16 protein-coding genes are annotated in these 24,708 nt (G+C 62.4%); 13 read left to right on the forward strand and 3 right to left on the reverse strand.

Features of this window, described 5'->3' with window-relative positions:
- Positions 1-8: 8 nt before the first annotated feature.
- Both G1C98_RS04170 and bsh read left to right on the forward strand, forming a co-directional pair.
- Positions 9-686, forward strand: a complete 678-nt coding sequence (locus G1C98_RS04170; protein WP_169079530.1) for a Pr6Pr family membrane protein — start codon at positions 9-11, stop codon at positions 684-686.
- Between the two features lie 81 nt (positions 687-767).
- Positions 768-1,715, forward strand: coding sequence for a choloylglycine hydrolase (bsh, locus tag G1C98_RS04175; protein ID WP_169079532.1), 948 nt, complete (start codon positions 768-770; stop codon positions 1,713-1,715).
- A 90-nt stretch (positions 1,716-1,805) separates the two neighbouring features.
- Here the strand turns inward: bsh and G1C98_RS04180 are convergent, their stop codons facing one another.
- Positions 1,806-4,328, reverse strand: a complete 2,523-nt coding sequence (locus G1C98_RS04180; RefSeq protein WP_169079534.1) for an excinuclease ABC subunit UvrA — start codon at positions 4,326-4,328, stop codon at positions 1,806-1,808.
- A 32-nt stretch (positions 4,329-4,360) separates the two neighbouring features.
- On the opposite strand from G1C98_RS04180, the gene G1C98_RS04185 reads away from it, so the two are divergent.
- Positions 4,361-5,290 carry a LysR family transcriptional regulator gene (locus tag G1C98_RS04185; RefSeq protein WP_205831884.1) on the forward strand — a complete coding sequence of 310 codons (930 nt, stop codon included), beginning with the start codon at positions 4,361-4,363 and terminating at the stop codon, positions 5,288-5,290.
- 309 nt (positions 5,291-5,599) lie between these two features.
- Positions 5,600-6,013 carry a GNAT family N-acetyltransferase gene (locus G1C98_RS04190; protein WP_169079536.1) on the forward strand — a complete coding sequence of 138 codons (414 nt, stop codon included), beginning with the start codon at positions 5,600-5,602 and terminating at the stop codon, positions 6,011-6,013.
- Between the two features lie 77 nt (positions 6,014-6,090).
- Here the strand turns inward: G1C98_RS04190 and G1C98_RS04195 are convergent, their stop codons facing one another.
- Positions 6,091-7,089: an alpha/beta hydrolase gene (locus tag G1C98_RS04195; protein WP_169079538.1), complete on the reverse strand. Its 999-nt coding sequence runs from the start codon at positions 7,087-7,089 to the stop codon at positions 6,091-6,093.
- Between the two features lie 228 nt (positions 7,090-7,317).
- Between G1C98_RS04195 and G1C98_RS04200 the strand changes: the two genes are divergently transcribed.
- From G1C98_RS04200 to G1C98_RS04210, 3 genes are all read left to right on the forward strand, one after another.
- Complete coding sequence (locus tag G1C98_RS04200; protein ID WP_169079540.1) at positions 7,318-7,941, forward strand: 50S ribosomal protein L25/general stress protein Ctc; 624 nt, start codon at positions 7,318-7,320, stop codon at positions 7,939-7,941.
- Positions 7,942-8,142: 201 nt separating this feature from the next.
- Positions 8,143-9,270: a branched-chain amino acid aminotransferase gene (locus tag G1C98_RS04205; protein WP_169079542.1), complete on the forward strand. Its 1,128-nt coding sequence runs from the start codon at positions 8,143-8,145 to the stop codon at positions 9,268-9,270.
- Positions 9,271-9,497: 227 nt separating this feature from the next.
- Complete coding sequence (locus tag G1C98_RS04210) at positions 9,498-10,115, forward strand: trimeric intracellular cation channel family protein (RefSeq protein WP_417852296.1); 618 nt, start codon at positions 9,498-9,500, stop codon at positions 10,113-10,115.
- A gap of 100 nt (positions 10,116-10,215) precedes the next feature.
- Here G1C98_RS04210 and rpsT read toward each other — a convergent pair whose 3' ends face one another.
- On the reverse strand, positions 10,216-10,476 hold the full coding sequence (gene rpsT / locus G1C98_RS04215) for a 30S ribosomal protein S20 (RefSeq protein ID WP_003826348.1): 261 nt from the start codon (positions 10,474-10,476) through the stop codon (positions 10,216-10,218).
- Positions 10,477-10,640: 164 nt separating this feature from the next.
- Here rpsT and lepA point away from each other — a divergent pair, with 164 nt between their 5' ends.
- The 6 genes from lepA (at position 10,641) to G1C98_RS04245 (ending at position 24,579) form a co-directional block, all read left to right on the forward strand.
- Entirely contained in the window at positions 10,641-12,521 is a 1,881-nt protein-coding gene (lepA, locus tag G1C98_RS04220) for a translation elongation factor 4 (RefSeq protein WP_169080142.1), read from the forward strand.
- 142 nt (positions 12,522-12,663) lie between these two features.
- Positions 12,664-13,827: a radical SAM family heme chaperone HemW gene (gene hemW / locus G1C98_RS04225; RefSeq protein ID WP_169079544.1), complete on the forward strand. Its 1,164-nt coding sequence runs from the start codon at positions 12,664-12,666 to the stop codon at positions 13,825-13,827.
- Positions 13,828-14,088: 261 nt separating this feature from the next.
- On the forward strand, positions 14,089-18,660 hold the full coding sequence (gltB, locus tag G1C98_RS04230) for a glutamate synthase large subunit (RefSeq protein ID WP_169079546.1): 4,572 nt from the start codon (positions 14,089-14,091) through the stop codon (positions 18,658-18,660).
- A gap of 1 nt (position 18,661) precedes the next feature.
- Entirely contained in the window at positions 18,662-20,209 is a 1,548-nt protein-coding gene (locus G1C98_RS04235) for a glutamate synthase subunit beta (protein WP_169079548.1), read from the forward strand.
- A gap of 91 nt (positions 20,210-20,300) precedes the next feature.
- Entirely contained in the window at positions 20,301-20,762 is a 462-nt protein-coding gene (locus G1C98_RS04240; RefSeq protein WP_169079550.1) for a tripartite tricarboxylate transporter TctB family protein, read from the forward strand.
- A 127-nt stretch (positions 20,763-20,889) separates the two neighbouring features.
- Entirely contained in the window at positions 20,890-24,579 is a 3,690-nt protein-coding gene (locus G1C98_RS04245) for a DEAD/DEAH box helicase (RefSeq protein ID WP_335341284.1), read from the forward strand.
- The last annotated feature ends 129 nt before the right edge of the window (positions 24,580-24,708 follow it).

Below are 24,708 nucleotides of genomic sequence, written 5' to 3' on the forward strand. Positions count from 1 at the left end.
CAATACCGATGTACATTCGTTCGAAGACGGCGTCGGCCGTCTACAAGATCCTGCTCGCGCTCGTCGGCACCTCGGCGTTGCTATACGAGGTGGGCTTCGGCTACGGGCATTTCAGAAGCGTGTTCTTCTGCTACTTCACCAATCTCAGCAACATCGCGGTGGTCGCCTATCTGTGGGCTGCCGCGGCGGTGACGCTCCGCAGGAACTCCGTCTGGCCGGAGCCGTGGCATCCCAAGCTCAAGCATGCGCTCATGCTCGCCATCACGGTCACCTGGCTCGTCGCTCACTTCCTGCTCGACCATGGCGGCGTCTTCAAGGGCGGGACGTTCCATTGGACGTCCCTGGTGCTGCACTACATCGTTCCGATCGGCATGATCCTCGACTGGCTGCTGTTCGACCGTAAGGGCACGATGAGCCGGTTCGAGCCGCCGTGCTGGATCGCGTTCCCGCTGGCGTATCTGGTGTGCATCATGGTGGGCGTATGGTGCTTCGGCCTGTACGTGAGGGTCGACGAGCACAGCCGTTGGCCGTACGACTTCATCGATTTCGACAAGCACGGCGTCGGCGGCGTATCCCTTACCGTGCTGCTGCTGATCGTGGGCTTCGTCATTCTGGGCTACGTGTACATGCTCATCGACCATCTGATGGACCGCAGCGAAGCGAATACCCTCCCGGCGAAATCCTGACGCCGCGCCCCCGGTCAGGCGTAGCATGACTTCCATCGGCCGGGAGCTTTCCCGGCACGCCAACGGTAAAGGAGTTTTCTTATGTGCACCGGCATCCGCTTCACCGACGATGAAGGCAATATGGTCTTCGGACGTAACCTCGATTGGAGTTTCTCCTACGGCGAATCCATCCTGGTCACCCCACGCGGCTTCCGCAACGACTACACCTACGGGGCGTCGACGAACGCCGACCCGCGTGCGGTGATCGGCGTCGGCGTGGAGATGAACGGCATGCCCATGTACTTCGACTGTGCCAACGAGAACGGTCTGGCCGTGGCCGGACTGAACTTCCCCGGCTACGCGGCGTTCGCCTCCGAACCGGAGAACGGGCGTGTCAACATCCTTACCGGCGAGTTCCCGCTGTGGGTCGCACGCAATTTCGACACCGTCGACGAGGTCGAGCAGGCGTTGGAGCACGTGACCCTCGTGGCGCCGGACGATCCCAAGCGCCCCAAGTCGTTCCTGCACTGGCTGATCGGCGATGCCAAGCGCAGCATCGTCGTCGAGCAAATGGCCGACGGCATGCACATCCATCACGATGATGTCGACGTGCTTACGAACCAGCCGACCTTCGACTGGCATATGGAGAATCTGCGCAACTACATGAACACCGGCAGCGATATGGCCGAGCCGGTGACGTGGGGCGGCAGGACGCTCACGGCATGGGGCGCCGGCGTGAGCATGCACGGCATCCCCGGCGATGTCAGCTCCCCGTCCCGTTTCGTGCGCGTGGCATACGCTAACACCCATTACCCGGAGCAGAACGGCGAGACAGCGAACATCGCGCGCCTGTTCCACACGCTCGGCTCCGTGCAGATGGTCGAGGGTATGGCGAAGATGGCGGACGGCAGGTACGAAAGGACGCTGTTCACCAGCGGCTACTATGCCAAGACGAACGCCTACTACATGAACACCTACGAGGATCCGGCCATCCGCAAGTACCCGCTCGCCGATTACGATCTCGATTCGGCGGAGCTGATTAAGGCATAAGGCGGTCCTTAGGGACGTTTCCGCCGCTTTGGTGGTTGGTTCGGACGAAATCCGGTTCGATTTCGTCCGAACCAACCACCATTTGCATATTCAGCGTGCCGCGTGCAGGTAGCGTCCGGTGACGCTCCGATCGCATGCGGCGATTTGATCCGGCGTCCCCGAGCACACCACACGCCCGCCGGACTCGCCGCCGCCGGGGCCCATGTCCACCACATAGTCGGCGTTCGCGATCACATCGAGATCATGTTCGATGACGATCACCGTCGCGCCATGGGCCACCAACGTGTCGAATACCTTCAGCAGCACCTGCACGTCCAGGGGATGCAGGCCGATCGTCGGCTCATCGAACACGAATACGGCATCATGCTGCTTGCGGCCCATCTCGCTGGCGAGCTTCAGCCGCTGTGCCTCACCGCCCGAGAGCGCCGGCGTGGGCTCGCCCAGGGAAAGGTAGCCCAGTCCCAATTCCCGCAAGGTGATTAGCTTCGTGCGGATCGGCTTGATGTCGCGCAGCAGCGGCAAGGCCTCGTCGACGGTCAGGGCCATCAGCTGCGGCATCGAGTACGATGTGCCGTCGGCGCAGGGGAGTGTCAGCGCGTCGATCGTCTCGGCATAGCGCGAGCCATGGCAGGTCGGGCATTCGATGTCGACGTCGGGCAGGAACTGCACATCCAACGAGATCGACCCGGTGCCATCGCATGTCGCGCAGCGCATCTTGCCGGTGTTATAGGAGAACGTACCGGGCTTGAAGCCGGCCGTCTTGGCGGCGTCGGTCGCGGCGAACGCCCGTCGCAGGTCGTCGTGGACGCCGCTGTAGGTGGCGAGTGTGGAACGGACGTTCGTGCCGATTGGCGTGGCATCGATGAGATTCACGCGCGTCACGTCCCGCGTCTCGATATTGCGCACCTGCGGCGGCAGATCCGTGCCGTCGATCAGCGACCGCAAAGCAGGGATCAGCGATTCCAGCACCAGCGTGGTCTTGCCCGAGCCGGATACGCCCGTCACGGTAACCAGTCGGCCACGTGGAATATCCACCGACAGCGGCTTGACGGTGTGTAGCTGATTGGTCTGCATATGGATGCTTCCATGCGCGAATATCTCGTCGGCGGGAACGTTCGGGCGTATGCGTGGGTGGTCGTTGCCGCCGTGGGCGAGGAACGGCGCGATGCGCGACCCCTTGTTGCCGATGACCTGCCGTACCGTTCCCTGGGCGATCACATGCCCGCCTTGCCGCCCAGCCACCGGCCCCATCTCGATCAGATGGTCCGCCGCGGCCAGCACGCGGGTGTCATGGTCGACCACCACCACGGAATTGCCGTCGGCCACCAGATCGCGCATCACGCCGAGCAGCCCGTCCACATTCGCCGGATGCAGGCCGATCGAAGGCTCGTCCAACACATACAGCACGCCGGTGGTGCGATTGCGCACCGCACGCGCCAGCTGCACGCGTTGACGTTCGCCGGTGGAGAGCGTGGAGCCGGCGCGATCCAGCGACAGGTACCCAAGGCCAAGCTCCGTCAGACGCCGCGACGTGTCAAGGAACGAATCGCAGATGCTGCGTGCCATGGAACGCATATGCGGTTCCAATGCTTCGGGTACCGCCCGCACCCATTTGATCGTCTCGTCCAACGTCATGGAGGTCACCTGAGCCAGATTGACGCCCTGTATATGCGGCTGCCGTGCCTTCTCGGAAAGCCGGGTGCCGTTGCAGGACTTGCACGGAGCCTCCTTCAGGAAACGCATCACCCGCTTCAGCCCCTTCTCGTCCTTGGCCTTGGCAAGCGCGTTGCGCACGGTGTATACGGCGTTGTAGTAGGTGAAGTCGAGCTCGGCGAAGTCGTCGCCCTTCTTCGGCCTGTACAGGATGTGCTTCTTGACGGCCGGTCCGTTGAACACGATGTCCCGTTCGTGATCGGTGAGTTGGCTGAACGGTATGTCGGTGCGCACGCCCATGGCCCCGCACACCTGCTTCATCAGGTCCCACATCAGCGATCCCCACGGCAGCACGGCCCCGTCGTCGATGCTTTTCGTCTCGTCCGGAACCAGCGATGCAAGGTCGACATCGCGCACGATGCCGGTACCCCCGCAGATCGGGCATGCGCCGGCGGAATTGAAGGCCAGGTCCTCCGCGGACGGCGGATGCATCAGCTTGCCGCAATTCGTGCAATGCATCGGCAGTTCGGCGGCGACATCCATCGTCGGCCTGTTGCGGAAGCCGCAATGGTCGCACACATGCTCGCCCACGCGGGAGAACAGCAGGCGCAGGCTGTTGAGCAGCTCGCTCATCGTGCCGAACGTGGATCGCACGCCGGGCACGGAAGGGCGTTGATGCAATGCCAGTGCGGCCGGTATGTGACGGACCTCGTCGACCGTCGCACGGCTTGCCTGTGTCAATCGACGTCTGGTATAGGTCGACAGCGCCTCCAGGTAGCGTCGCGAGCCTTCCGCATACAGCACGCCGAGCGCAAGCGAGCTTTTCCCCGATCCGGAAACGCCGGCCACGCCGACCAGACAGTTCAGCGGTATGTCGAGGTCGATGTCCTTGAGGTTGTGCACGCGGGCTCCGCGCACCTCGATGCATGACGGCGAAGTGTTTCCAGATGTTTGTCCCATACTTGCTACAGTACCTGTGTGATGCGAAGCGTATGAGGGGGGAGGTCGATTCGATGACATTGCAGCAGTTGCGGTATCTGATCGCGGTCGCGGAAAAGGGATCGATGACCGAAGCCGCGAAATCGTTGTTCATCTCCCAGCCCAGCCTGTCCAGCGCCATCAAGGAAGTCGAGCGGAACGTGGGATTTCGCATATTCAACCGAAGCCGCGCAGGCATCACGCTGACGGCGAAAGGCATGGAATTTCTCGGCTATGCAAGACAGGTCGTTCAGCAGATGGACATCCTCGAATCGAAATACGGCGACGCGAGCACACCCAAGCAACGATTCTGCGTCTCGACACAGCACTACACCTTCACCGCCAACGCATTCGTCGAACTCGTGAAGGAATACGGCCGCGAGCAATACGATTTCGTACTCAACGAAACGCAGACGCACCGCATCATCGAAGATGTGCGCAACCGATTCAGCGACCTCGGCATCCTATATCTCAGTCACGCGAACACGCGCGTACTGACAGCCGAATTCGCGCGCAACGATGTGGAATTCCACGCATTGTTCGATGTCCGCCCACATGTGTTCCTACGCAAAGGCCACCCGCTGACCCAAAGCGAACACGTCTCGCTCAAGGACCTGCGCCCTTACCCGAAACTCGGATTCGTGCAGGGCAGGTACGAATCCGCGAACTACGCGGAAGACCCGTTCAACGGCATCGATGCGGACCGCACCATCCACGTCAGCGACCGAGCGGCCATCGAAAACCTCATGATCGGCCTGGACGGATACACCATAGCCACAGGCATCCTGCCGAACAGACTGCATGGCAACGACATCGTCTCCCTGCCGCTCGACGAAGACGAGCGCATGCGCATCGGATACATCACCAACAAAGGGCAAATGCTTTCCGAACTTTCCGAGGCATACATAGACAAGCTCAGACGTTATGGTGACGATGCGGAGTGATCGCCGGCGTGTGCCAATCCATAGATTCAAACTAACCGAATCCATAGGGAATAAGAATTCCCTATGGTGAGAATTCGGATTCGCGCGCGGCGTCCTGTCTCTAGCCTTGGCTGGAGTCGGCAAAGGAGGAGCATCGTGCCCCGGATACGCGTTAGGAAGCTCTCTCATGTACGTCTTGCGCAACACCTTCACGCCAGGGCCAGGGAACCTTCTTGCCCTCAACGCGGCCACGAATTACGGATGGCGTAAAGGACGGCCGCTCTACACGGAAGATGCATGACAAGGAAAACAAGAGAAAAGGAGCGCACCATGACCATCGCATACACCGATGAGAAGAAATTCACCGTGGAACAGACGCAGAAGCTGTTCCTGTCGGTCGGATGGGTGTCCGGGCAGTACCCTGAACGTCTGCATAAGGCGTTGATGGGCTCGTCCACCGTGTTCAGCGCGTGGGACGGCGAGCGGCTGGTCGGTCTGGTTCGCGTGCTCGACGATACGGAAATGGTCGCCTACATGCATTACGTGCTGGTCGACCCCGAATACCAGGGGCAGGGGATCGCCGGTCATTTGGTGGGCATGGTCAAGGAGAAGTATCGCGATTATCTGTACATCGAAGTCATGCCCGAGGAGAGCAGGAACGCGTCGTTCTATCAGAAGCACGGATTCCGGATCATGGAGGATGGCGTGGCCATGCAGATCTGCAATCCCGGGGAGAAGCGTTAGGGAAAAGACAAGCCGGTTGTTTTCCGCTTGGCGTCATGGCGGGTTCGCGGAACGCCGCCATGACGCGTGCCCCACGGTCAGATCGTGAACGTGCGGCGGATGAACCCCTCCACCGTGCGCCAATACAGGTCGGGGTCCTTGCCCGAGCTTTCCATATGCCCGGCACCGGGAACCAGCAGCTTCTCACGGTCGATGCTGGAGCATGCGGCATAGTTCGCGGCGAGGAACCTCGGACTCACCAGCGTGTCGGCGCCGCCGTGGATGAACAGCATCGGGATGACCGTATGCCGCAGCGAGTCCCTGCAGGAGGCCTCCGTGAAGTCATAGCCCGCACGGCGCTTGCAGATCAGTCCCGCCGTATCGACGCATGCCGCGGCAACCAGACGAGGCAGATGGAACATGGTGTGCGCCATGTCGATGAATTCCTCGCGTGCCGAAGCGAACCCGCTTTCCGCGATGCCGGCCACCACATTGCGCGGCAGTCTTGGATCGCCCACGGTATTCATCACCGTGCTTGCGCCCATCGACCCGCCGTACAGCAGGATCCGTGCCTCCGGATCGCTCTGCACGATCAGATGGATCCAGTTCAGCAGATCATTGCGTTCGAGCCAGCCCATGCCCACATAGCGCCCTTCGCTGAGCTCGTGCGCGCGCTGCGCCGGAACCAGTACGGTGAACCCAAGCCTTGCGTAGCGGTGCGCCCATTTCGCCATCTCGGCGGGCTCTCCGGTGTATCCGTGGACGCAGATCGCATAGGCGTGCGGCGTGGGGGAGGCGCAGTCCGGGTCGAACAGCCATCCGTGCAGGCGCAGGCCGTCGCGGCTGCCCAATTCCACCGGCTGTTTGGCCTGTTCGAACCATTCGCCGGCCTCCTTGGCCTCGCCGACACTCATCTTCTCGGCGCGGTCGGGAGCGATGATGCTTTTGCGGAATATGGAGTTTTTGGACTGGGTGTCGATGGCGAACCGGAACATCCAGTCCGCGGCGGCGGCGAGCAGTCCCGTGACGGCGAGTACGGAGGTTCCTGCCGCGATGCAGGAGATGCGGGCGATATCGTGCTTGTCGGATTGCGTCATCTTTGCCTCGTTTCAGACATTGCGTTACCTGTATACAGCTTACCGTTTTCCGCCGCGTCCCTGCCACGGGAGGTTTGTCCGGCGCGCGTGTAACATATAAGAGGCTTTGGCGAGGGAAGGCGCAGGATGCGCACTTCCGTTATCGACTCGGCGTATTTCCGCTCTCCTTGGGTGGTTTTCCGGCGCGTCGTGGCGCCAATCGAAACACTACTAAGGAGCATTTTTCACATGGCTAACACCATCTCCCTGAACGGCGAAGCACGTACTGAGTTCGGCAAGGGCGTTGCCCGTCGCCTGCGCGTCGCCAACAAGATCCCGGCAACCATCTACGCCGGTGGCACCGAGCCCGCATACCTGACCCTGCCGATGCGCGAGACCACCCTGGCCCTGCGTCACACCAACGCCCTGTTCAGCCTTACCTTCGACGGCCAGACCAAGATGGCCGTCGTCAAGGACGTGCAGAAGAACCCGGTCAAGCGCATCATCGAGCACATCGACTTCCTCGAGGTCAAGGCCGGCGAGAAGATCGACGTCGAGGTGCCGGTGTTCGTCGAAGGCCAGCCGAAGGGCGCCGCCGTGGCGTTCGTCGACATCCAGGAGCTCAAGGTCCGCGCCGATGTCGCCAACCTGCCTGAGAAGATCGTCGTGAACGTCGAAGGCCTGACCGACGGCACCAAGGTCCTGCTCAAGGACGTGCAGATGCCGGAAGGCGCCGAGCTCGACATGGATGACCTTGAGGAATCCGTCGTCACCGTCGAGGTGCCGGAAGACGCCACCGAGTCCACCGAGGCTGCCGCTCCGGCTGCCGATGCCGACGCTGCCGCCGCCGCTCCGGCTGCCGATGCCGAGTGAGCCTTGCCGCGTAACGGCATGATCATGCATTGATCGATGATGAGGGCCCGTGTTCATTCACGGGCCCTCATCGTTTTCACGATGTGAACCTTTCCCGCGCCGGTCTGTCCCGCTGTGAGAAAGTAAACATCAGCGTCCGTCACAAGCGGACAACACAGAACAACGGCCGTCCAACGGCCATCGAAGCCAAGAAGAAGTGAAATGACTGAAAACACACATCACGACCCCGCAGCATTGGACAAGCTGACCGAGGCCTTCACCGTTCTGCCGAATGACAACCCCGCATCCGATGCCAAGCGCAACGAACTGATCGACAAGCCCGCGTTCGGTCAGGTCTTCTCCGACAACATGGCACACATGACCTGGACCAAGGGCGAGGGCTGGGGCGATCGCCGCATCGAGCCGTACGCGCCGCTGAAGATGGATCCGGGCGCATCCGTGCTGCATTACGCGCAGGAATGCTTCGAGGGCCTGAAGGCCTACCGTCACGCCGACGGCTCCACCTGGCTGTTCCGCCCGGATGCGAACGCCGAGCGTTTCCAGAACTCCGCCAAGCGTCTGTACCTGCCGGAACTGCCGATCGACGACTTCATCGGCTCCGTCGCGGCACTGGTCAAGCGTGATGTGAACTGGGTTCCGTCCCGCCGCGAATACACGCTGTACATGCGTCCGTTCATGTTCGCCTCCGAACCGTTCCTGGGCGTGCGCGCGCCGCAGGAAGTGGACTACTGCGTGATCGCCTCCCCGTCCGGCCCGTACTTCCCGGGCGGCGTGAAGCCCGTCAGCATCTGGGTCGAAGACAAGTGGTTCCGTACCGGCCCTGGCGGCACCGGTTTCGCCAAGTGCGGCGGCAACTACGCGGCCTCCCTGCTCGGTGAATACACCGGCATCGACCACGGCTGCCAGCAGGTCTGCTTCGTCGACGCAGCCACCAAGACCTATCTGGAGGAGCTTGGCGGTATGAACATGATGGTCGTGCACAAGGACGGCCACGTGGAGACCCCGTCCCTGACCGGCAACATCCTGCCGGGCGTGACCCGCCGCTCCTTGATCCAGCTCATTCAGGACAACGGCCACGATGTGGTCGAGACCATGATCGCCCTGGATCAGCTGCTCGAAGACATCAAGTCCGGCGAGGTCACCGAGGTGTTCGCCTGCGGCACCGCCGCCATCATCACCCCGATCGGCCGTTTCAAGTCCGAGAAGTTCGATGTGACCGTGGCGGACGGCGGCTCCGGCGAGTTCACCATGGCGCTGCGCAACCAGCTGCTCGGCATCCAGCTCGGCGAGATCGAGGATCCGCACAACTGGATGTGGAAGGTCTGCTGATTTTTCATCAGTCCGAGTCCGACTTCCGATTCTCATAAGGCAGGCGGGCGGTGTACGTTCATTGCGTATGCCGTCCGCCTGCTTGTTGTCTATGGGCATATCCGGCGATAGGGTAGTGCTTTCGGTTCAGTCGGAAGATCAAAGAGGGGAGAGCGGCCGTGCAAATCGCATGGGCGAACAATGCATTTTTGCAGGTTATCGAATATATCGCGGTGTTCTGCTGCGGCATGGTCGGCGGCTCGGCGACCGTTCGTAAAGGATACGACATCACCGCCATCATCATCGCATCATGGCTTACGGCATTGGGCGGCGGCATCATCCGCGACGTCATGCTCGGCGTTCCGCCGGTCGGCGTCAACGACAAGGGGTTGGTGATCACCGCGCTTGCCTCTGGCGTGGCCATGGCATTCATCTATCCGGAAGTCGACGAATTGCGCTGGTCGATGCTCACTCTGGACGCTCTGGCCATGGCCCTGTTCGCGGTGGAGGGGACCGCCAAGGCGCTGACGCTGGGCTCTTCGGGTATGACGGCCGCCTTCATGGGGATGTTCACCGCGTTGGGCGGCGGGTTGATCAGGGACACGCTTATCAACAAGGTGCCCATGATCATTGCGGACAAACATTGGTATTTCGTTCCGGCGGCGGTCGGATGCGTGTGCACCGTCGGCATCTGCCGCATGACCCAGCATGGGGTCATCGATGTCCGAATCGAGATGGCGCTGGAACTGGTAACGGTGGTGCTGGTGGTGGCCATGCGTCTGCTCTCGGTCAAATTCGATATCTCGGTTCCGGGCGCGATCGCACGCAACCATGTGTATCTTCCTGGCGAAGAGCATAGACGCTGAGGAAGCGCTTCGCGGCAGAGGGAACCGGATTATACGAGAAAAGCCCCTGCGAACCAGATGGTTCACAGGGGCTTTTGCTATTGCCTTATCGGCAGGAGACTCACAGAGCGTTGATGGCCACAGCGAGACCGGACTTGCGGTTGGCAGCCTGGTTCTTGTGGATCACGCCGGCGCCGGCGGCCTTGTCGAGCTTCTGAGCAGCGACCTTGTAGGCGGCCTCTGCAGCAGCCTTATCTCCAGCCTCGATGGCCTTGCGGGTGGCGCGGATGGCGGTCTTCAGACCGGACTTCACGGCCACATTGCGCTTGTGCGACTTCTCATTGGTGAGAACGCGCTTCTTCTGCGACTTAATGTTTGCCACGTTTACTCCAAACGATGTGTATTACAAGGACATACAAAAATTAGAGGATAGCATGGGGCATGGAAAAAATCGGGATGGCACGCCGGAAACGGCCAGACGGAACGGTTACATGCCCCCACTGCTACACTAGGGGAAGTTTGAGCATTCGTCAGGAGGCATATTCGGTGGTCGTTCAGCACAACCAACCCGGTTCCACAGATCAGTCGTTGATCCGCAACTTCTGCATCATCGCGCATATCGATCACGGCAAGTCGACCGTCGCCGACCGTATTCTGCAGTTGAGCGGCATCGTGCCGGAGCGTGAGATGCGCGACCGATTCCTCGACCGCATGGATATCGAGCAGGAGCGCGGCATCACCATCAAGTCGCAGGCCGTCCGCGTGCCGTGGACGTTCGACGGCAAGGAATACACGCTCGGCATGATCGACACCCCGGGCCATGTGGATTTCACCTACGAGGTCTCGCGCGCATTGGCCGCTTGCGAGGGCGCGGTGCTGCTGGTGGACGCCACGCAGGGCATCGAAGCCCAGACGCTGAGCAACCTGTACATGGCCATCGACCATGACCTGACCATCATCCCCGTGCTGAACAAGATCGATCTGCCGAGCGCCGAGCCCGACAAGCATGCCGAGGAGATCGCGGGCCTCATCGGATGCGATCCGTCCGACGTGCTGCGCGTTTCCGGCAAGACCGGCGAGGGCGTGGCCGACCTGCTCGACCAGATCGTCACGGACATCCCCGCGCCGCATGGCGATCCCGACGCCCCGGCCCGCGCCCTGATCTTCGATTCGGTGTACGACTCGTACCGCGGCATCGTCACCTATATCCGTATGGTCGACGGCGAACTCCATTCGCGCGAGAAGCTGCACATGATGGGCATCGGCATGACGCACGAACCGATCGAGATAGGCGTGATCAGCCCGGATATGACCCCGACCAAGGCGTTGGGTGCCGGCGAGGTCGGTTATGTGATCACCGGCGCGAAGGACGTCAGCCAATCCAAGGTGGGCGATACCGTGACCTCCGCCGTCAAGCCTGCCACGGAGCCGTTGCCCGGCTACCGCGACCCGAAGCCGATGGTGTACGCCGGCCTGTTCCCGATCGACAACGCGCAGTTCCCCGAATTGCGCGAGGCGCTGGACAAGCTCAAGCTCAACGACGCCGCCCTGGTCTACACGCCGGAAACCTCGGTGGCCCTGGGCTTCGGCTTCCGCTGCGGTTTCCTCGGCCTGCTGCACATGGAGATCGTCTCGGAGCGACTCAGCCGTGAATTCAACCTCGATCTCATCCAGACGGCGCCCAATGTCACCTACGAGGTGACCTCCGAGGACGGCAGCGAGCATTTCGTGACCAATCCGAGCGAATTCCCGGACGGCAAGATCAAGAAGATCGTCGAGCCGATGGTCGCCGCGGACATCATCACTCCGAAGGAGTTCATCGGCGCGGTGATGGATCTGTGCCAGGACCACCGCGGACAGATGGGCACGATGGAATACATCTCCACCGAACGAGTGGAGATGCACTACCGCATCCCGCTGGCGGAGGTCGTATTCGACTTCTTCGACCAGCTCAAGAGCCGCACCAAGGGCTATGCCTCGCTCGACTACCATGAGGACGGCGAGCAGACCGCCGATCTGGTGAAGGTGGACATTCTGATCCAGGGCGAGAAGGTCGATGCGTTCAGCGCCATCGTGCACCGCGACAAGGCCTACAGCTATGGCGTGATGATGACCAAGAAGCTGCGTGAGCTCATTCCGCGCCAGCAGTTCGAGATTCCGATCCAGGCCGCCATCGGCTCGCGCATCATCGCGCGCGAGAACATCCGCGCCCTGCGCAAGGACGTGCTCGCCAAGTGCTATGGCGGTGACATCACGCGTAAGCGCAAGCTGCTCGAAAAGCAGAAGGCCGGCAAGAAGCGCATGAAGATGCTCGGTCATGTGGAGGTGCCGCAGGAGGCGTTCATCGCGGCGTTGTCCACCGGTGAGGACCCCACCGACCGCGACACCAAGGACAAGATCCGCGCCGCGCAGAAGACCGAAGGCTGACCGTCGCCGTGACGTTCGAGGCCTATATTCACGTTCCATTCTGTCTGCGCCGCCGAGCCGTGAAGCGGGGAACCCGGTGGGTTCCCTGTAGGCGAGGGGAGCGGCTTGCCGCGACGGCAGCGGCGGCAAGGGGGTACGAGTCATGACATTCGAGGTCTACGTTCACGTTCCATTCTGTCTGCGCCGCTGCGGCTACTGCGATTTCAACACCTATACCGCGATGGATATGGGAGGGGGCGCGTCCCGGGGCAACTACGCCACCATGGCGATCCGAGAGATGCGCTTGGTGCGCGATTGGCAGCTCGGGCATGGCATCGACGAGCCGGCCGCGTCCACGGTGTTCTTCGGAGGCGGGACGCCGACGGTGCTGCACGCCGGGGATCTGGTGCGTGCGCTCGACGCGGTGCGTGAGCTGTGGGGGATTGCCGACGATGCGGAGATCACCACCGAGGCGAATCCGGATACGGTGGATGCCGATTACGTGCGCGAGCTCGCTGACGGCGGATTCAACCGTATCTCCTTCGGCATGCAGTCGGCGGTTCCCGCGGTGCTGCACACGCTTGACCGCACGCATACGCCGGCCAATGTAGCTGCGGGCGTCGCTGCCGCGGATGCCGCGGGCATGCGCTCCAGCGTGGATCTGATCTACGGGGCGCCGGGGGAGAGCCTTGACGATTGGCGCACCTCCGTGCGCACGGCCATCGACCTGGGTGTGAACCATATATCCGCATACGCGTTGGCCATCGCACCGACCACAAAGATGGGACGGCAGATAGCGGCCGGCAAACTGCCGCGGCCGGACGACGACGACGAAGCTGCGAAATACGAGATAGCTGATGAATTGCTGCAGGCGGCGGGTCTGCAATGGTACGAGATCAGCAACTGGGCCCGGCCGGGGTATGAGTCCCGTCACAATCTCGGCTACTGGCGCAACGTCGACTGGACCGGCATCGGGCCGGGCGCGCATTCGCATTACAATGCCCACGGCGGCACGCAGGGCATGCGTTCCTGGGACATCGCGCACCCGAAGCTGTGGGGCACCGCCATCAGCGAGGGGTCGGTGCCGTGGGCCGGAAGCGAGACCATCGCCGCGGAGGAGAATATAGAGGAGACCATCATGCTCGGTCTGCGGTTGCATGAGGGGCTGGACACCTCCCGCCTTGATGGCGTCGTGCCGGAAAGCGCCTGGCACGGGCTCGAGAACGACGGGCTGATCGTCCGTCACGGGAATCGTGCGGTGCCCACGCTGCGTGGCCGGCTGCTCAACGACACCGTCATCGAACGGCTGTTCTCGTTCCTCGATTAGGGGTGTGTCGCACTCAGGCACGGTCTGAGGGGACACGCCGTGCGCGTCTTCGCAAGACACGGCCGGATTGTCGCGAAACATATTGGAATCTGGCCGTTTACACAGAGGAAATATTTCACGTCGGGCTCATTGTCCATTGACTTTTCAGGGCATTCGTTATATGGACACGCGGCAGTGTATGACATAAGGGCGCGCTATTCTAATCCACGCATTAAAGAACCGCAAGACTTTTCTTGCCCAAAAACATTGAAGGTGGTTTCGGTGACTTTCCACGCCCCGTTAGATCTAACGATCCATGATTCACAAGGTATGTACGATCCTGGAGCTGAACACGATGCTTGTGGCGTGGGTATGGTCACCACCCTCAACAAGCGTCCGGAACGCAAGATCGTCGACGACGCCATCGAAGTGCTCGTCAATCTCAACCATCGTGGCGCCGTGGGCGCCGAGGAGAACACCGGCGACGGTGCGGGCATCCTGATGAGCATGCCGGACGAGTTCATGCGCGCGACCGTCGATGCCGATCTGCCCGAGGAAGGGCACTACGCGGCCGGCATCGCGTTCCTCGACCGCGACATCGCGACTTCCGGCCAGCAGGAGCAGGCCATCGCCAAGATCGTGCAGGAGGAAGGCCTGGAAGTGCTCGCATGGCGAGTGGTCCCGACCAATCCCGACGGACTTGGACTGCAGGCGTTGGCCAGCATGCCCGCGTTCAAGACGCTGGTCGTGGCCGACCCCGAGCGCAAGCTCGCCGGCGTCGAGCTGGATCGCAAGACCTTCCGCATCCGCAAGCGCGTGGAGCATGAGGTCGGCATCTACTTCGCCTCCCTGTCCGCACGCACCATCACCTACAAGGGCATGCTCACCACCATGCAGCTCAAGCCCTTCTTCCTGGATCTGTCCGACGAGCGCATGAAGGCCAAGGTCGCCATCGTGCATTCGCGCTTCTCCACCAACACGTTCCCGAGCTGGCCGCTGGCGCAGCCCTTCCGTCTGCTGGCGCACAACGGCGAGATCAACACCATCCAGGGCAACCGCAATTGGCTCTCCGCACGTGAAGGCCGCCTGAGCTCCGAACTGCTCGGCGAATTCGAGCCGCTGCTGCCGATCACCACTCCGGGATACTCGGATTCCGGCACCTTCGACGAATGCCTCGAACTGCTGCACCTCGCCGGCAGGTCGCTGCCCCACGCCGTGTGCATGATGCTTCCCCCGGCTTGGGAGAAGAACGACCAGCTCGACCCGGATGTCAGGGCGTTCTACGAATACAACAACACGCTGATCGAGCCGTGGGACGGACCTGCGCACATCGTGTTCACCGACGGCACCCAGGTGGGTGCGCTGCTGGACCGTAACGGTTTCCGTCCCGGCCGTTGGCAGCTCACCGACGACGGGTACGTCGTGCTGGCCTCCGAGGCCGGCGTGCTGCCGGAGATCGCCGACGAGCACATCGTCTCCAAGGGTCGCCTGGAACCGGGCAAGATGTTCCTGGTCGACACCGAGGAAGGCCGCATCATCCCCGACGAGGAGATCAAGAAGACCCTCGCCTCGCAGCATCCGTACCGCCAGTGGGTCGAAGGCAACACCATCGAGATGAGCCAGCTGCCCAAGCGCGAGCACGTGAACCATTCCGGCCAGTCCGTGCAGCGCCGTCAGCGCGCGTTCGGCTACACCGAAGAGGACCTCAAGCTGCTGCTCACCCCGATGGCCAACACCGGCAAGGAGCCGCTGGGCTCCATGGGCAACGACACGCCGCTTGCGGCGCTGTCGTCCCGCAGCCGCATGCTGTTCGACTACTTCACCCAGAAGTTCGCGCAGGTGACCAATCCTCCGCTGGATTGGGAACGTGAGAAGATCGTCACCTGCCTTGAATCCGCCATCGGACCGGAGCCGAACCTGCTGTCCGACAGCGAGCTGCACGCCAAGAAGATCCTCATCCCGCTTCCCGTGCTCAACTCCGACGAGATGGCGCAGCTCAAGCGACTGGACAAGGCCAAGCTGCTGGGCGGCTACTACAAGCCGTACGTGGTCAAGGGCCTGTACCAGGTCGCCGGCGGCGGCAAGGCGCTGAAGGAGCGTCTGGACGAGATCTTCGCCGAAATCGACGAGGCCATCGCCGAAGGCAAGAACTTCCTTGTGCTGTCCGACCGTGATTCCAACCACACCTGGGGTCCGATCCCGTCCCTGCTGCTCACCTCCGCCGTGCAGCATCATCTGTTGCGTCGTCACACCCGTACGCAGATCTCCATGGTGGTCGAGGCCGGCGATGTGCGTGAGATCCACCATGTGGCGCTGCTCATCGCCTACGGCGCGGCTGCGGTGAACCCGTACCTGGCCTTCGAATCCGTCGAGGATCTGGCCCGTCGCGGCTATCTCAAGGTGGATGCCGAGACCGCGGTGAAGAACCTCACCAACGCACTGTCCACCGGCGTGCTCAAGATCATGGCCAAGATGGGCGTCTCCACCATCATGAGCTACCGCGGCGCTCAGCTGTTCGAGGCGGTGGGTCTTGATAAGGACGTCATCGACGAGTACTTCACCGGCACCACCTCCCGTGTAGGCGGCGTCGGGCTCGACGAAATCGCCGAGGAAGTGGCCACCCGTCACCGTGTGGCGTATCCGAACCAGTGGACCGCCACCCCGCATCGCAATCTGCGTACCGGCGGCGATTACAAGTGGCGTCGCACCGGCGAGGATCATCTCAACGATCCCGAGGCGATCTTCCTGCTGCAGCAGTCCACCCAGCGCGGCGACTACAACCTGTTCAAGAAGTATTCGAACCACATCAACGACACCTCCAACCGTCTGATGACGCTGCGAGGCCTGATGAAGTTCAAGCAGACCCGCAAGCCGATCGACATCTCCGAAGTCGAGCCGGCCAGCGAGATCGTCAAGCGCTTCTCCACCGGTGCCATGAGCTACGGCTCCATCTCGCAGGAGGCGCATGAGACGCTCGCCATCGCCATGAACAAGCTCGGCGCGCGTTCCAACTCCGGTGAGGGCGGCGAATCCGAGGACCGTATCAACGATCCGCTGCGCTACAGCAAGATCAAGCAGATCGCATCCGCACGTTTCGGCGTGACCAGCGACTACCTGGTCCACGCCACCGACCTGCAGATCAAGCTCGCCCAGGGTGCCAAGCCCGGTGAGGGCGGCCATCTGCCGGGCGCCAAGGTCCCGCCGTGGATCGCCAAGGTGCGCCACGCGACGCCGGGCGTCGAACTGATCTCCCCGCCGCCTCACCACGACATCTACTCGATCGAGGATCTGAAGCAGCTGATCAACGACGCGAAGATGGCCAACCCCAAGGCGCGTATCCATGTCAAGCTCGTCTCCGAGTTCGGCGTGGGCACCATCGCCGCAGGCGTGGCCAAGTGCCATGCCGACGTGGTGCTGATCTCCGGCTACGACGGCGGTACCGGCGCGGCTCCGCTCAACGCCATCAAGCATGCCGGCACCCCGTGGGAGATCGGCCTGTCCGAAACCCAGCAGACGCTGGTGCTCAACGGCCTGCGCTCCCGTATCACCGTGCAGTGCGACGGCGAGCTCAAGACCGGCCGTGACGTCGTGATCGCGGCGCTGCTCGGTGCCGAGGAATTCGGCTTCGCCACCGCGGCGCTGATCGTGGAAGGCTGCGTCATGATGCGCGCCTGCCAGAAGAACACCTGCCCGCAGGGCATCGCCACGCAGGACCCTGAGCTGCGCGCACGCTTCAAGGGCAAGCCGGAGCATGTGATCAACTTCTTCATGTTCATCGCCGAGGAAGTACGTGAACTGCTCGCCCAGCTTGGCTTCCATACGCTGGAGGAGGCCGTGGGCCACGTCGAGTGCCTTGACCAGAATGAGGCGATCAAGCGCTGGAAGTCCGACGGCATCGACCTGAGCAACGTGCTCATGCAGCCTGGCCCGATTCCGGGAACGATCCTGCACAAGACGATCGACCAGAACCATGAGCTCGACAAGGCGCTGGACAACAAGCTGATCGAGATCGCGCAGCCGGCCTTGGAGAACAAGGAACCCGTGCGCATCGACATGCCGATTCGCAACGTGAACCGTACCCTCGGCACCATGCTCGGTTACGAGATCACCAAGCGCTACGGCGAGGAGGGCCTGCCGGACGACACCATCGACATGACGTTCCATGGGTCGGGCGGCCAGTCCATCGGCGCGTTCATTCCGCGCGGCGAGACCATGCGCATCTACGGCGAGGTCAACGACTACGCCGGCAAGGGCCTGTCCGGCGGCCGCATGATCGTGCGCCCCGAATCCGGCATCACCTTCGACCCGCACACCAATGTGATCGCAGGCAACGTGACCGGCTTCGGCGCGACATCCGGCCAGATGTTCGTCGCAGGCCGCGCGGGCGAACGCTTCGGCGTGCGCAACGGCGGCGCGACCTTCGTGGTCGAAGGCGTCGGCGATCACGGCTGCGAGTACATGACCGGCGGCACCGTCGTCATCCTCGGCTCCACCGGCCGCAACCTCGGCGCCGGCTTCTCCGGCGGCAACGTCTACGTGCTCGACCTCGACATGGACAAGGTCAACCCGGATGCGGCGAAGAACGGCGCGCTGCTGTTCGAGCCGTTGAACGAGGAAAGCGACAAGCTGGTGCATGCGCTGGTCAAGCAGCATGCCGAGGAGACCGGTTCCGCATTCGCGGCCGATCTGCTCGCCGACTGGGCGAACGCCTCCAAGCGATTCACCCGCATCGTTCCCAAGCACTTCCTCGCCATGCAGAAGGCGATGAAGGACGCCGAGGAACAGAACATCGATTTCAATACGCCCGGCGTCTGGGAACAGGTGTACGAGCAGGTTATGGAAGGAGCGCGCTGACATGGGAGATCCTCGTGGATTCCTGAAGGTCCGTACCCGTCGCGAACTGGCCGAACGCCCCGTTGAGGAGCGAATCAAGGACTGGTTCGACGTTCACACCGAATCCGGCCTGCAGTCGTGGACCACGGAACAGGCCGCACGCTGCATGGATTGTGGCACCCCGTTCTGCATGAACGGCTGCCCGCTGGGCAACATCATCCCCGAGTTCAACGACCTGGTCCGCCAGGAGAAGTGGGAGGACGCCTACAACAGGCTGTCCGAGACCAACAACTTCCCGGAGGTCACCGGCCGCATCTGCCCGGCTCTGTGCGAGGCGGCCTGCGTGCTCGGCATCCATCAGCCGGCCACGATGATCCAGAACGACGAGCGCACCATCATCGACCAGGCCTGGAACCTCGACTACGTCAAGCCGCTGCCGCCGCAGCGTCTGACCGATCAGACCGTGGCCGTGGTCGGATCCGGACCGTCCGGACTCGCCTGCGCGCAGCAGCTCACCCGTGCCGGCCATACGGTGGTCGTGTACGAGCGCGATGACGCCATCGGCGGCCTGATGCGCTACGGCATTCCGAACTTCAAGCTCGACAAGCGCCTGCTTGACCGTCGTGTGGAGCAGATGGAGGCCGAAGGCACCGTGTTCCGCACCGGCGTGGAGATCGGCAAGGACATCTCCTGGGACGATCTGCGTTCCCGCTACGACGCCGTGGTGGTGGCCATCGGCTCCACCGTGCCGCGCGACATGAAGCTCCCCGGCCGTGAGCTCGAAGGCATCCACTTCGCCATGGAGTTCCTGCCGGACGCGACCCGCCGCGTGTACGGCGTCAAGCCGATCAACGACATCACCGCCGAAGGCAAGCATGTCGTCATCATCGGCGGCGGCGACACCGGCTCCGACTGCCTCGGCACCGCCCTGCGCCAGGGAGCGAAGGACGTGACAGTGCTGCAGATCATGCCGCAGGAACCGAAGCAACGCCCCGACAACCAGCCGTGGCCGACGTTCGCACGCCTGTACAAAGAAACCTCCTCTATGGAGGAAGGCTTCGAGACGCAGCGCGCCGAATACGTGTACAACACCGACTCGGTGAACTTCGTCGGCTCGGAAGAGGAGCAGGCCAAGGTGAAGATCGAGAACTCCACCGCGACCGAAGGCTTCGTTTCCGACGAGCACGGCCATGTCACCGGTCTGAAGGTGGTGAACGTCGCCCCGGGCGAGAACGGGCCGTTCACCCGTCAGAGCGGTACGGAACGTGTGATCCCCGCCGACCTGGTGCTCATCTCCGTGGGCTTCCTGCACCCGGACACCACCACGCTGACCGATCAGATGCCCGTCGACCTGGATGGACGCGGCAACGTGGCCCGCAACGACGATTTCGCCACCTCCCAGGACGGCGTGTTCGCCTGCGGTGACGCCGGACGAGGCCAGAGCCTCGTGGTGTGGGCCATTGCGGAAGGCCGCTCCTGCGCGGCCGCGGTCGACAAGTACCTGACCGGTGCCACCGAATTGCAGGCACCCATCGTCGCTTCCAAGCGTCCGATGATGCTGCCTCGCTGACCGGCTGATACAAAACCGACGAATTCGAGAATCCTGCGGTAAACTAACCGCAGGATTCTTTCGTATGCATGACTACAAAGGAGCAGAAGACATGCCGAATCGCGCAGAACGCCGTGCCAAGGCGAAGGCCGACCGCAGGGGAGTGCCGTCCCAGTACGATCAGACGCAGGGCCGTGGCCGTGCGGGGATGATCGACGAATACCAGCTGCAGGAGAAGTCCCGCCGCCTGCAGGAGGGCACCGACGGCCCCTGGAAGCCGAGCGCGCACAAGATCACGGAGCAAGAGAACGTGCTGACCACGAATCCGAACTACTCCAACCCCAAGGCGTTCAAGGCACCGCATTCCGTGCGCCAATGGTTCCGCGTGGTCAGCTGGGTGCTGATCGCCGCTGCGATCATCGGCTTCTTCGTCGTGATGTGGCTGCCGAGCCACCCCATGTGGCTGATCGCCACCATCTCCGGCGTGTTCATCGTGGGCGTGCTGAGCCTGTTCTTCACCGCCGGCAACTACAAGCACAACCCGAATCTCGACGAGAACGGCACTGCGGTCTGATTGCGCCGTATGCCGCCGATTTCCGCGATGCCGATGGCCATGTGCCATCGGCATTGTCGTTGCTGCGGCCAGGCTTTGGGCTGATATGGTAGGACGGGACACGGAGGTTCCGGTAAGCGAGGTATAGGTGAGCGTCGATTCCCTGCAATGGTTGGACGATGAGATTCGCAGCGAATGCGACAAGGCCATGCTGCAACGGGCGCAGCGCATCGTACGGTATGACCACGATGTGATGATCGGACTGCAATGCCTGGACTCCTCCGACGGCGATGGGACTCGCCTCACGCTGACCGGTCGCATGAGAGGCATCACCTCGCCGGGCAGCACCTACACCGTGCAGGCGACGATAGACCTGTCCGACGAGCTCTTCCTCTCACGCTATTGCAGTTGCCCGGCCTTCGGAAGAAGCGGTGCCTCCGGGTACCGATCGCAGACCGGGTACCGTGCGTTCTCGGACGACGACTATGACGACTACGATTACGAGGACTCCACCGGTTTCGGCGATTTCTCGGATGGCACGGCCTTCGGGCACATTTCCGACGAGGACGAATACGAGGCGTACTCGCCGGCTGCGCATGCGCCTCGCGGCGATATACGGTACACCGGCATCTGCAAGCATGTGGCGGCCATGCTGCTGCTGTTCCTGAGCGATCCGGAACAGTTCCACGGCTACCGTGGCATGTATGGCGCGACGCCGCGACGGCTTGCCGAGTACATGCGTTCGATGGACGAGCGGCGGCGTGAGGCGAACGAGGGCACACAGCTCGGCATGTTCGAGCGATTGGACGCGGCGAAGGAGCGTCTTGCCTTGGAACAGGGCGAGCCGACTGAGCGCTCCGGGCATTTCGGTGGGGCAAAGCATGATGCGGGCCCATCGCGTATCATGCCGGGAAGCGTACGTCTCGAACCGATGCTGATGCTCGGCGAACAGGCATGGTCATTGCAGCTGCGCATCGCCTATGGCGGTGATTCCGACGGCGCATCGTATGTGGTGAGGAATATCTCCAGGATGGTGGCGGATGTCCGTTCCCATGCCTATGCCAGCTACGGCAAGAGACTCTCGTTCCGCCATGCGCCGGAGATGTTCGACCCGTTGTCGCGCGATCTCATCGATTTCCTCGACCGCGTGCTGCTCTCACGCCGGATATCGCAGATGCAAAGCAAGCTTGCTTCCGGTGCCGTGCCGGCGGATAGGGAGATCCTCCTTGCCGACTGGGAGGTCTGCGATCTGCTCGACCTGTACCGCAGGCTCCCCGCCACGATCGGCTTCCGCATGGCGGGACTGCCTGTGGCGGCCGATAGAAGCATACCGGTGCTGGACGCGGATCCCGATGTCACGTTCAGCGCGGAATACACGCATCGCATGGCTTCCGGCGGGGTGCGCATCACCAGCGGCTGCACGGTGCTTGCCACCCTTGAAGGGCAGCATAGCCAATACGTGCTCGCCGATACCCACGGCGGATATTCGCAGCCCGCGTTCCACCGTTGCTCTGCGACGATGAGACCGGCGTTGCGGGCGCTGGAATCGCTGTGCACCGGAGAATCAGACGGCGTGTTCATCCATGAGCGGGATTGGCCGATGTTCTCACGGACCATACTGCCGTCCCTTGCCTCGGCCGGCATCGGCATGGACATTCCGCAGGAGGTCTCCTTCACCGATGCAGGGGAATGCGACCTTGAGTTCTATCTGGACTGCGACCTGGACGGAGTCACCTGCGAGGCGGTGGCAAGATACGGGAATGCCGCTTTCCAACTGGTGCCATCCGAGAAAGCAATGCATGGCATCGTGCATCCCGATTCCTCAAGCCGTGCGGCGTCCATCACTCGTGATGCCGGAAAGGAGCGGCTCGGCGTGGAACTGATCGAGCGATTGTTCCCGGAATGCGACGCCGAGATGCCGGCACGTATCGGCGAGCAGGACGACGATGCGATCCTGCTATTGCTCACCGATGGCGTGGATATGCTCAGATCCATCGGTCAGGTGTTCGCCACCGCGGCATTCGACGGATTGTTGAAGGAATCCAGCCCTACGGTCAAGGTCGGTCTGTCCATCGACTCGAATCTGGTGGAGATCTCGCCGATTGCCGATGAAGTGCCGATGAACGAGGTCGGCTCGGTGCTTGCCAGCTACCGTCGTCGCCGTCGTTATCACCGTCTGCGCGACGGCTCCTTCATCGACCTCAGGAACGCCGATCTGGATGAACTCGACACGATCGCGACGGACCTCGATCTGGATGAGCGGCAGCTGAACGCGGGAGTCATCGAGATTCCCTCCTACCAGGCGTTCCTGCTCGACTCGGACCTGCCGGACGAGACCAAAAGCGAATCGTTCCTCCGCTATGTCAACGATGTCAAGGTCATCGACCCGAAACGCTACCAGGTACCCGAATCGCTCCGTGGCGTGCTGCGCGGCTATCAGGTCGAAGGATTCCAATGGCTGTCGACCCTGTGCGACAAGGGGTTCGGCGGAATCCTCGCCGACGAGATGGGCCTGGGCAAGTCCCTGCAACTGCTGACCCTGCTCGAATCACGCAAGGGCAACGGCTGTTCGCTCATCGTCTGCCCTGCCTCGCTGGTGTACAACTGGGCCGCGGAATGCGAGAAGTTCACACCCGATCAGCGGGTGGAGGTCGTTGCCGGCAGCAAGGCAGAACGACGGCGCGTACTGGCCGGGATCCGGCAGACGCAGGAAAACGGCATGCCGGCGGACGGGCCGGACATCATCATCACGTCGTATGACCTGCTGCGCCGGGACATCGACGACTACGAGGGCTGCACGTTCGACTGCGTGGCGCTTGACGAGGCGCAGTACATCAAGAACCATACGACCAAGATCGCCAAGGCGGTCAAACGACTGCAAGGCCGGCACCGTTTCGCGCTTACCGGCACCCCGATAGAGAACCGTCTGAGCGAGCTATGGAGCATCTTCGACTTCCTCATGCCGGGCATGCTCGGCTCCTACGTGCGATTCCGCGAGCGCTATGAACAACCGATCCTCGCCCCGGGGCCGGAGCAATCCGTCATGACGGCCAAGCTGCAGAGGCTGGTCGGCCTGTTCATCAAGCGCAGGTTGAAGCGTGACGTGCTCACCGATCTGCCGGATAAGTTCGAGAACGTCGTCACCGTCAGGCTGGAAGGCGAGCAGCGTAAGCTGTATGCCGCGCACGAGCAGCGGCTGCGTGCCTCGCTCGAGCGTGTGGAGGACGCGGATTTCGACACTGACAGGATCCGCATTCTCGCCGAGCTCACCGTGCTGCGTGAGATCTGCTGCGCGCCGAAGCTGGTGTATGCGGATGCGAGGGGCTCGTCCGCCAAGCTTGACGCGATCGACGATCTGGTGGCGAGCTGCATGGATGCCGGCAAGAAGGTGCTGGTGTTCTCCCAGTTCACCTCGTTCCTTCATCTGATAGGGGAGCGTCTTACGGCGAACGGCGTCGCTTTCTATACCATCACCGGCGAGACGCCGAAGAGAAAGCGTGTCGAGCTGGTGGACCGGTTCAATGCGGATGACGTTCCGGTGTTCCTGATCTCCCTCAAGGCCGGCAATACCGGATTGAATCTTGTAGGGGCCTCCGTGGTGATCCATGCCGACCCATGGTGGAACGCCGCCGCGCAGAACCAGGCTACGGATCGTGCCCACCGCATCGGCCAGACGCGGGATGTCAACGTGTACCAGATCGTGGCGAAGGACACCATCGAGGAGCGCATGCTGCAATTGCAGGAGAAGAAAAGCGAACTCGCCCGGCAATTCACCGCGGGCGCGACGGGCGGCGTCGCCTCGCTCACCAAGAACGATCTGCTTGCCCTGCTGTCATGACTCGGCAGGGTGGCCCGGGTGGCCGGAGCGATGTGCCTGGCCGCATCGGCACCGGCTTTTCGCCCGGCCATATCGGTCTTCCCATCCGGCACGGCGGGGCAACGAGGAATCGAAGCGGCAATGAGGTAA

Source organism: Bifidobacterium erythrocebi, from assembly GCF_012932675.1.
In the GTDB taxonomy this organism is placed as follows: Bacteria; Actinomycetota; Actinomycetes; order Actinomycetales; family Bifidobacteriaceae; genus Bifidobacterium; species Bifidobacterium erythrocebi.

What these genes read in the sequence shown, in the direction of transcription:
- G1C98_RS04170 (WP_169079530.1), top strand. Translation starts at nt 9, where the DNA reads ATGTACATTCGTTCGAAGACGGCGTCGGCCGTCTACAAGATCCTGCTC.
- bsh (WP_169079532.1), top strand. Translation starts at nt 768, where the DNA reads ATGTGCACCGGCATCCGCTTCACCGACGATGAAGGCAATATGGTCTTC.
- G1C98_RS04180 (WP_169079534.1), bottom strand. Translation starts at nt 4,328, where the DNA reads ATGGGACAAACATCTGGAAACACTTCGCCGTCATGCATCGAGGTGCGC.
- G1C98_RS04185 (WP_205831884.1), top strand. Translation starts at nt 4,361, where the DNA reads ATGAGGGGGGAGGTCGATTCGATGACATTGCAGCAGTTGCGGTATCTG.
- G1C98_RS04190 (WP_169079536.1), top strand. Translation starts at nt 5,600, where the DNA reads ATGACCATCGCATACACCGATGAGAAGAAATTCACCGTGGAACAGACG.
- G1C98_RS04195 (WP_169079538.1), bottom strand. Translation starts at nt 7,089, where the DNA reads ATGACGCAATCCGACAAGCACGATATCGCCCGCATCTCCTGCATCGCG.
- G1C98_RS04200 (WP_169079540.1), top strand. Translation starts at nt 7,318, where the DNA reads ATGGCTAACACCATCTCCCTGAACGGCGAAGCACGTACTGAGTTCGGC.
- G1C98_RS04205 (WP_169079542.1), top strand. Translation starts at nt 8,143, where the DNA reads ATGACTGAAAACACACATCACGACCCCGCAGCATTGGACAAGCTGACC.
- G1C98_RS04210 (WP_417852296.1), top strand. Translation starts at nt 9,498, where the DNA reads ATGGTCGGCGGCTCGGCGACCGTTCGTAAAGGATACGACATCACCGCC.
- hemW (WP_169079544.1), top strand. Translation starts at nt 12,664, where the DNA reads ATGACATTCGAGGTCTACGTTCACGTTCCATTCTGTCTGCGCCGCTGC.
- G1C98_RS04235 (WP_169079548.1), top strand. Translation starts at nt 18,662, where the DNA reads ATGGGAGATCCTCGTGGATTCCTGAAGGTCCGTACCCGTCGCGAACTG.
- G1C98_RS04240 (WP_169079550.1), top strand. Translation starts at nt 20,301, where the DNA reads ATGCCGAATCGCGCAGAACGCCGTGCCAAGGCGAAGGCCGACCGCAGG.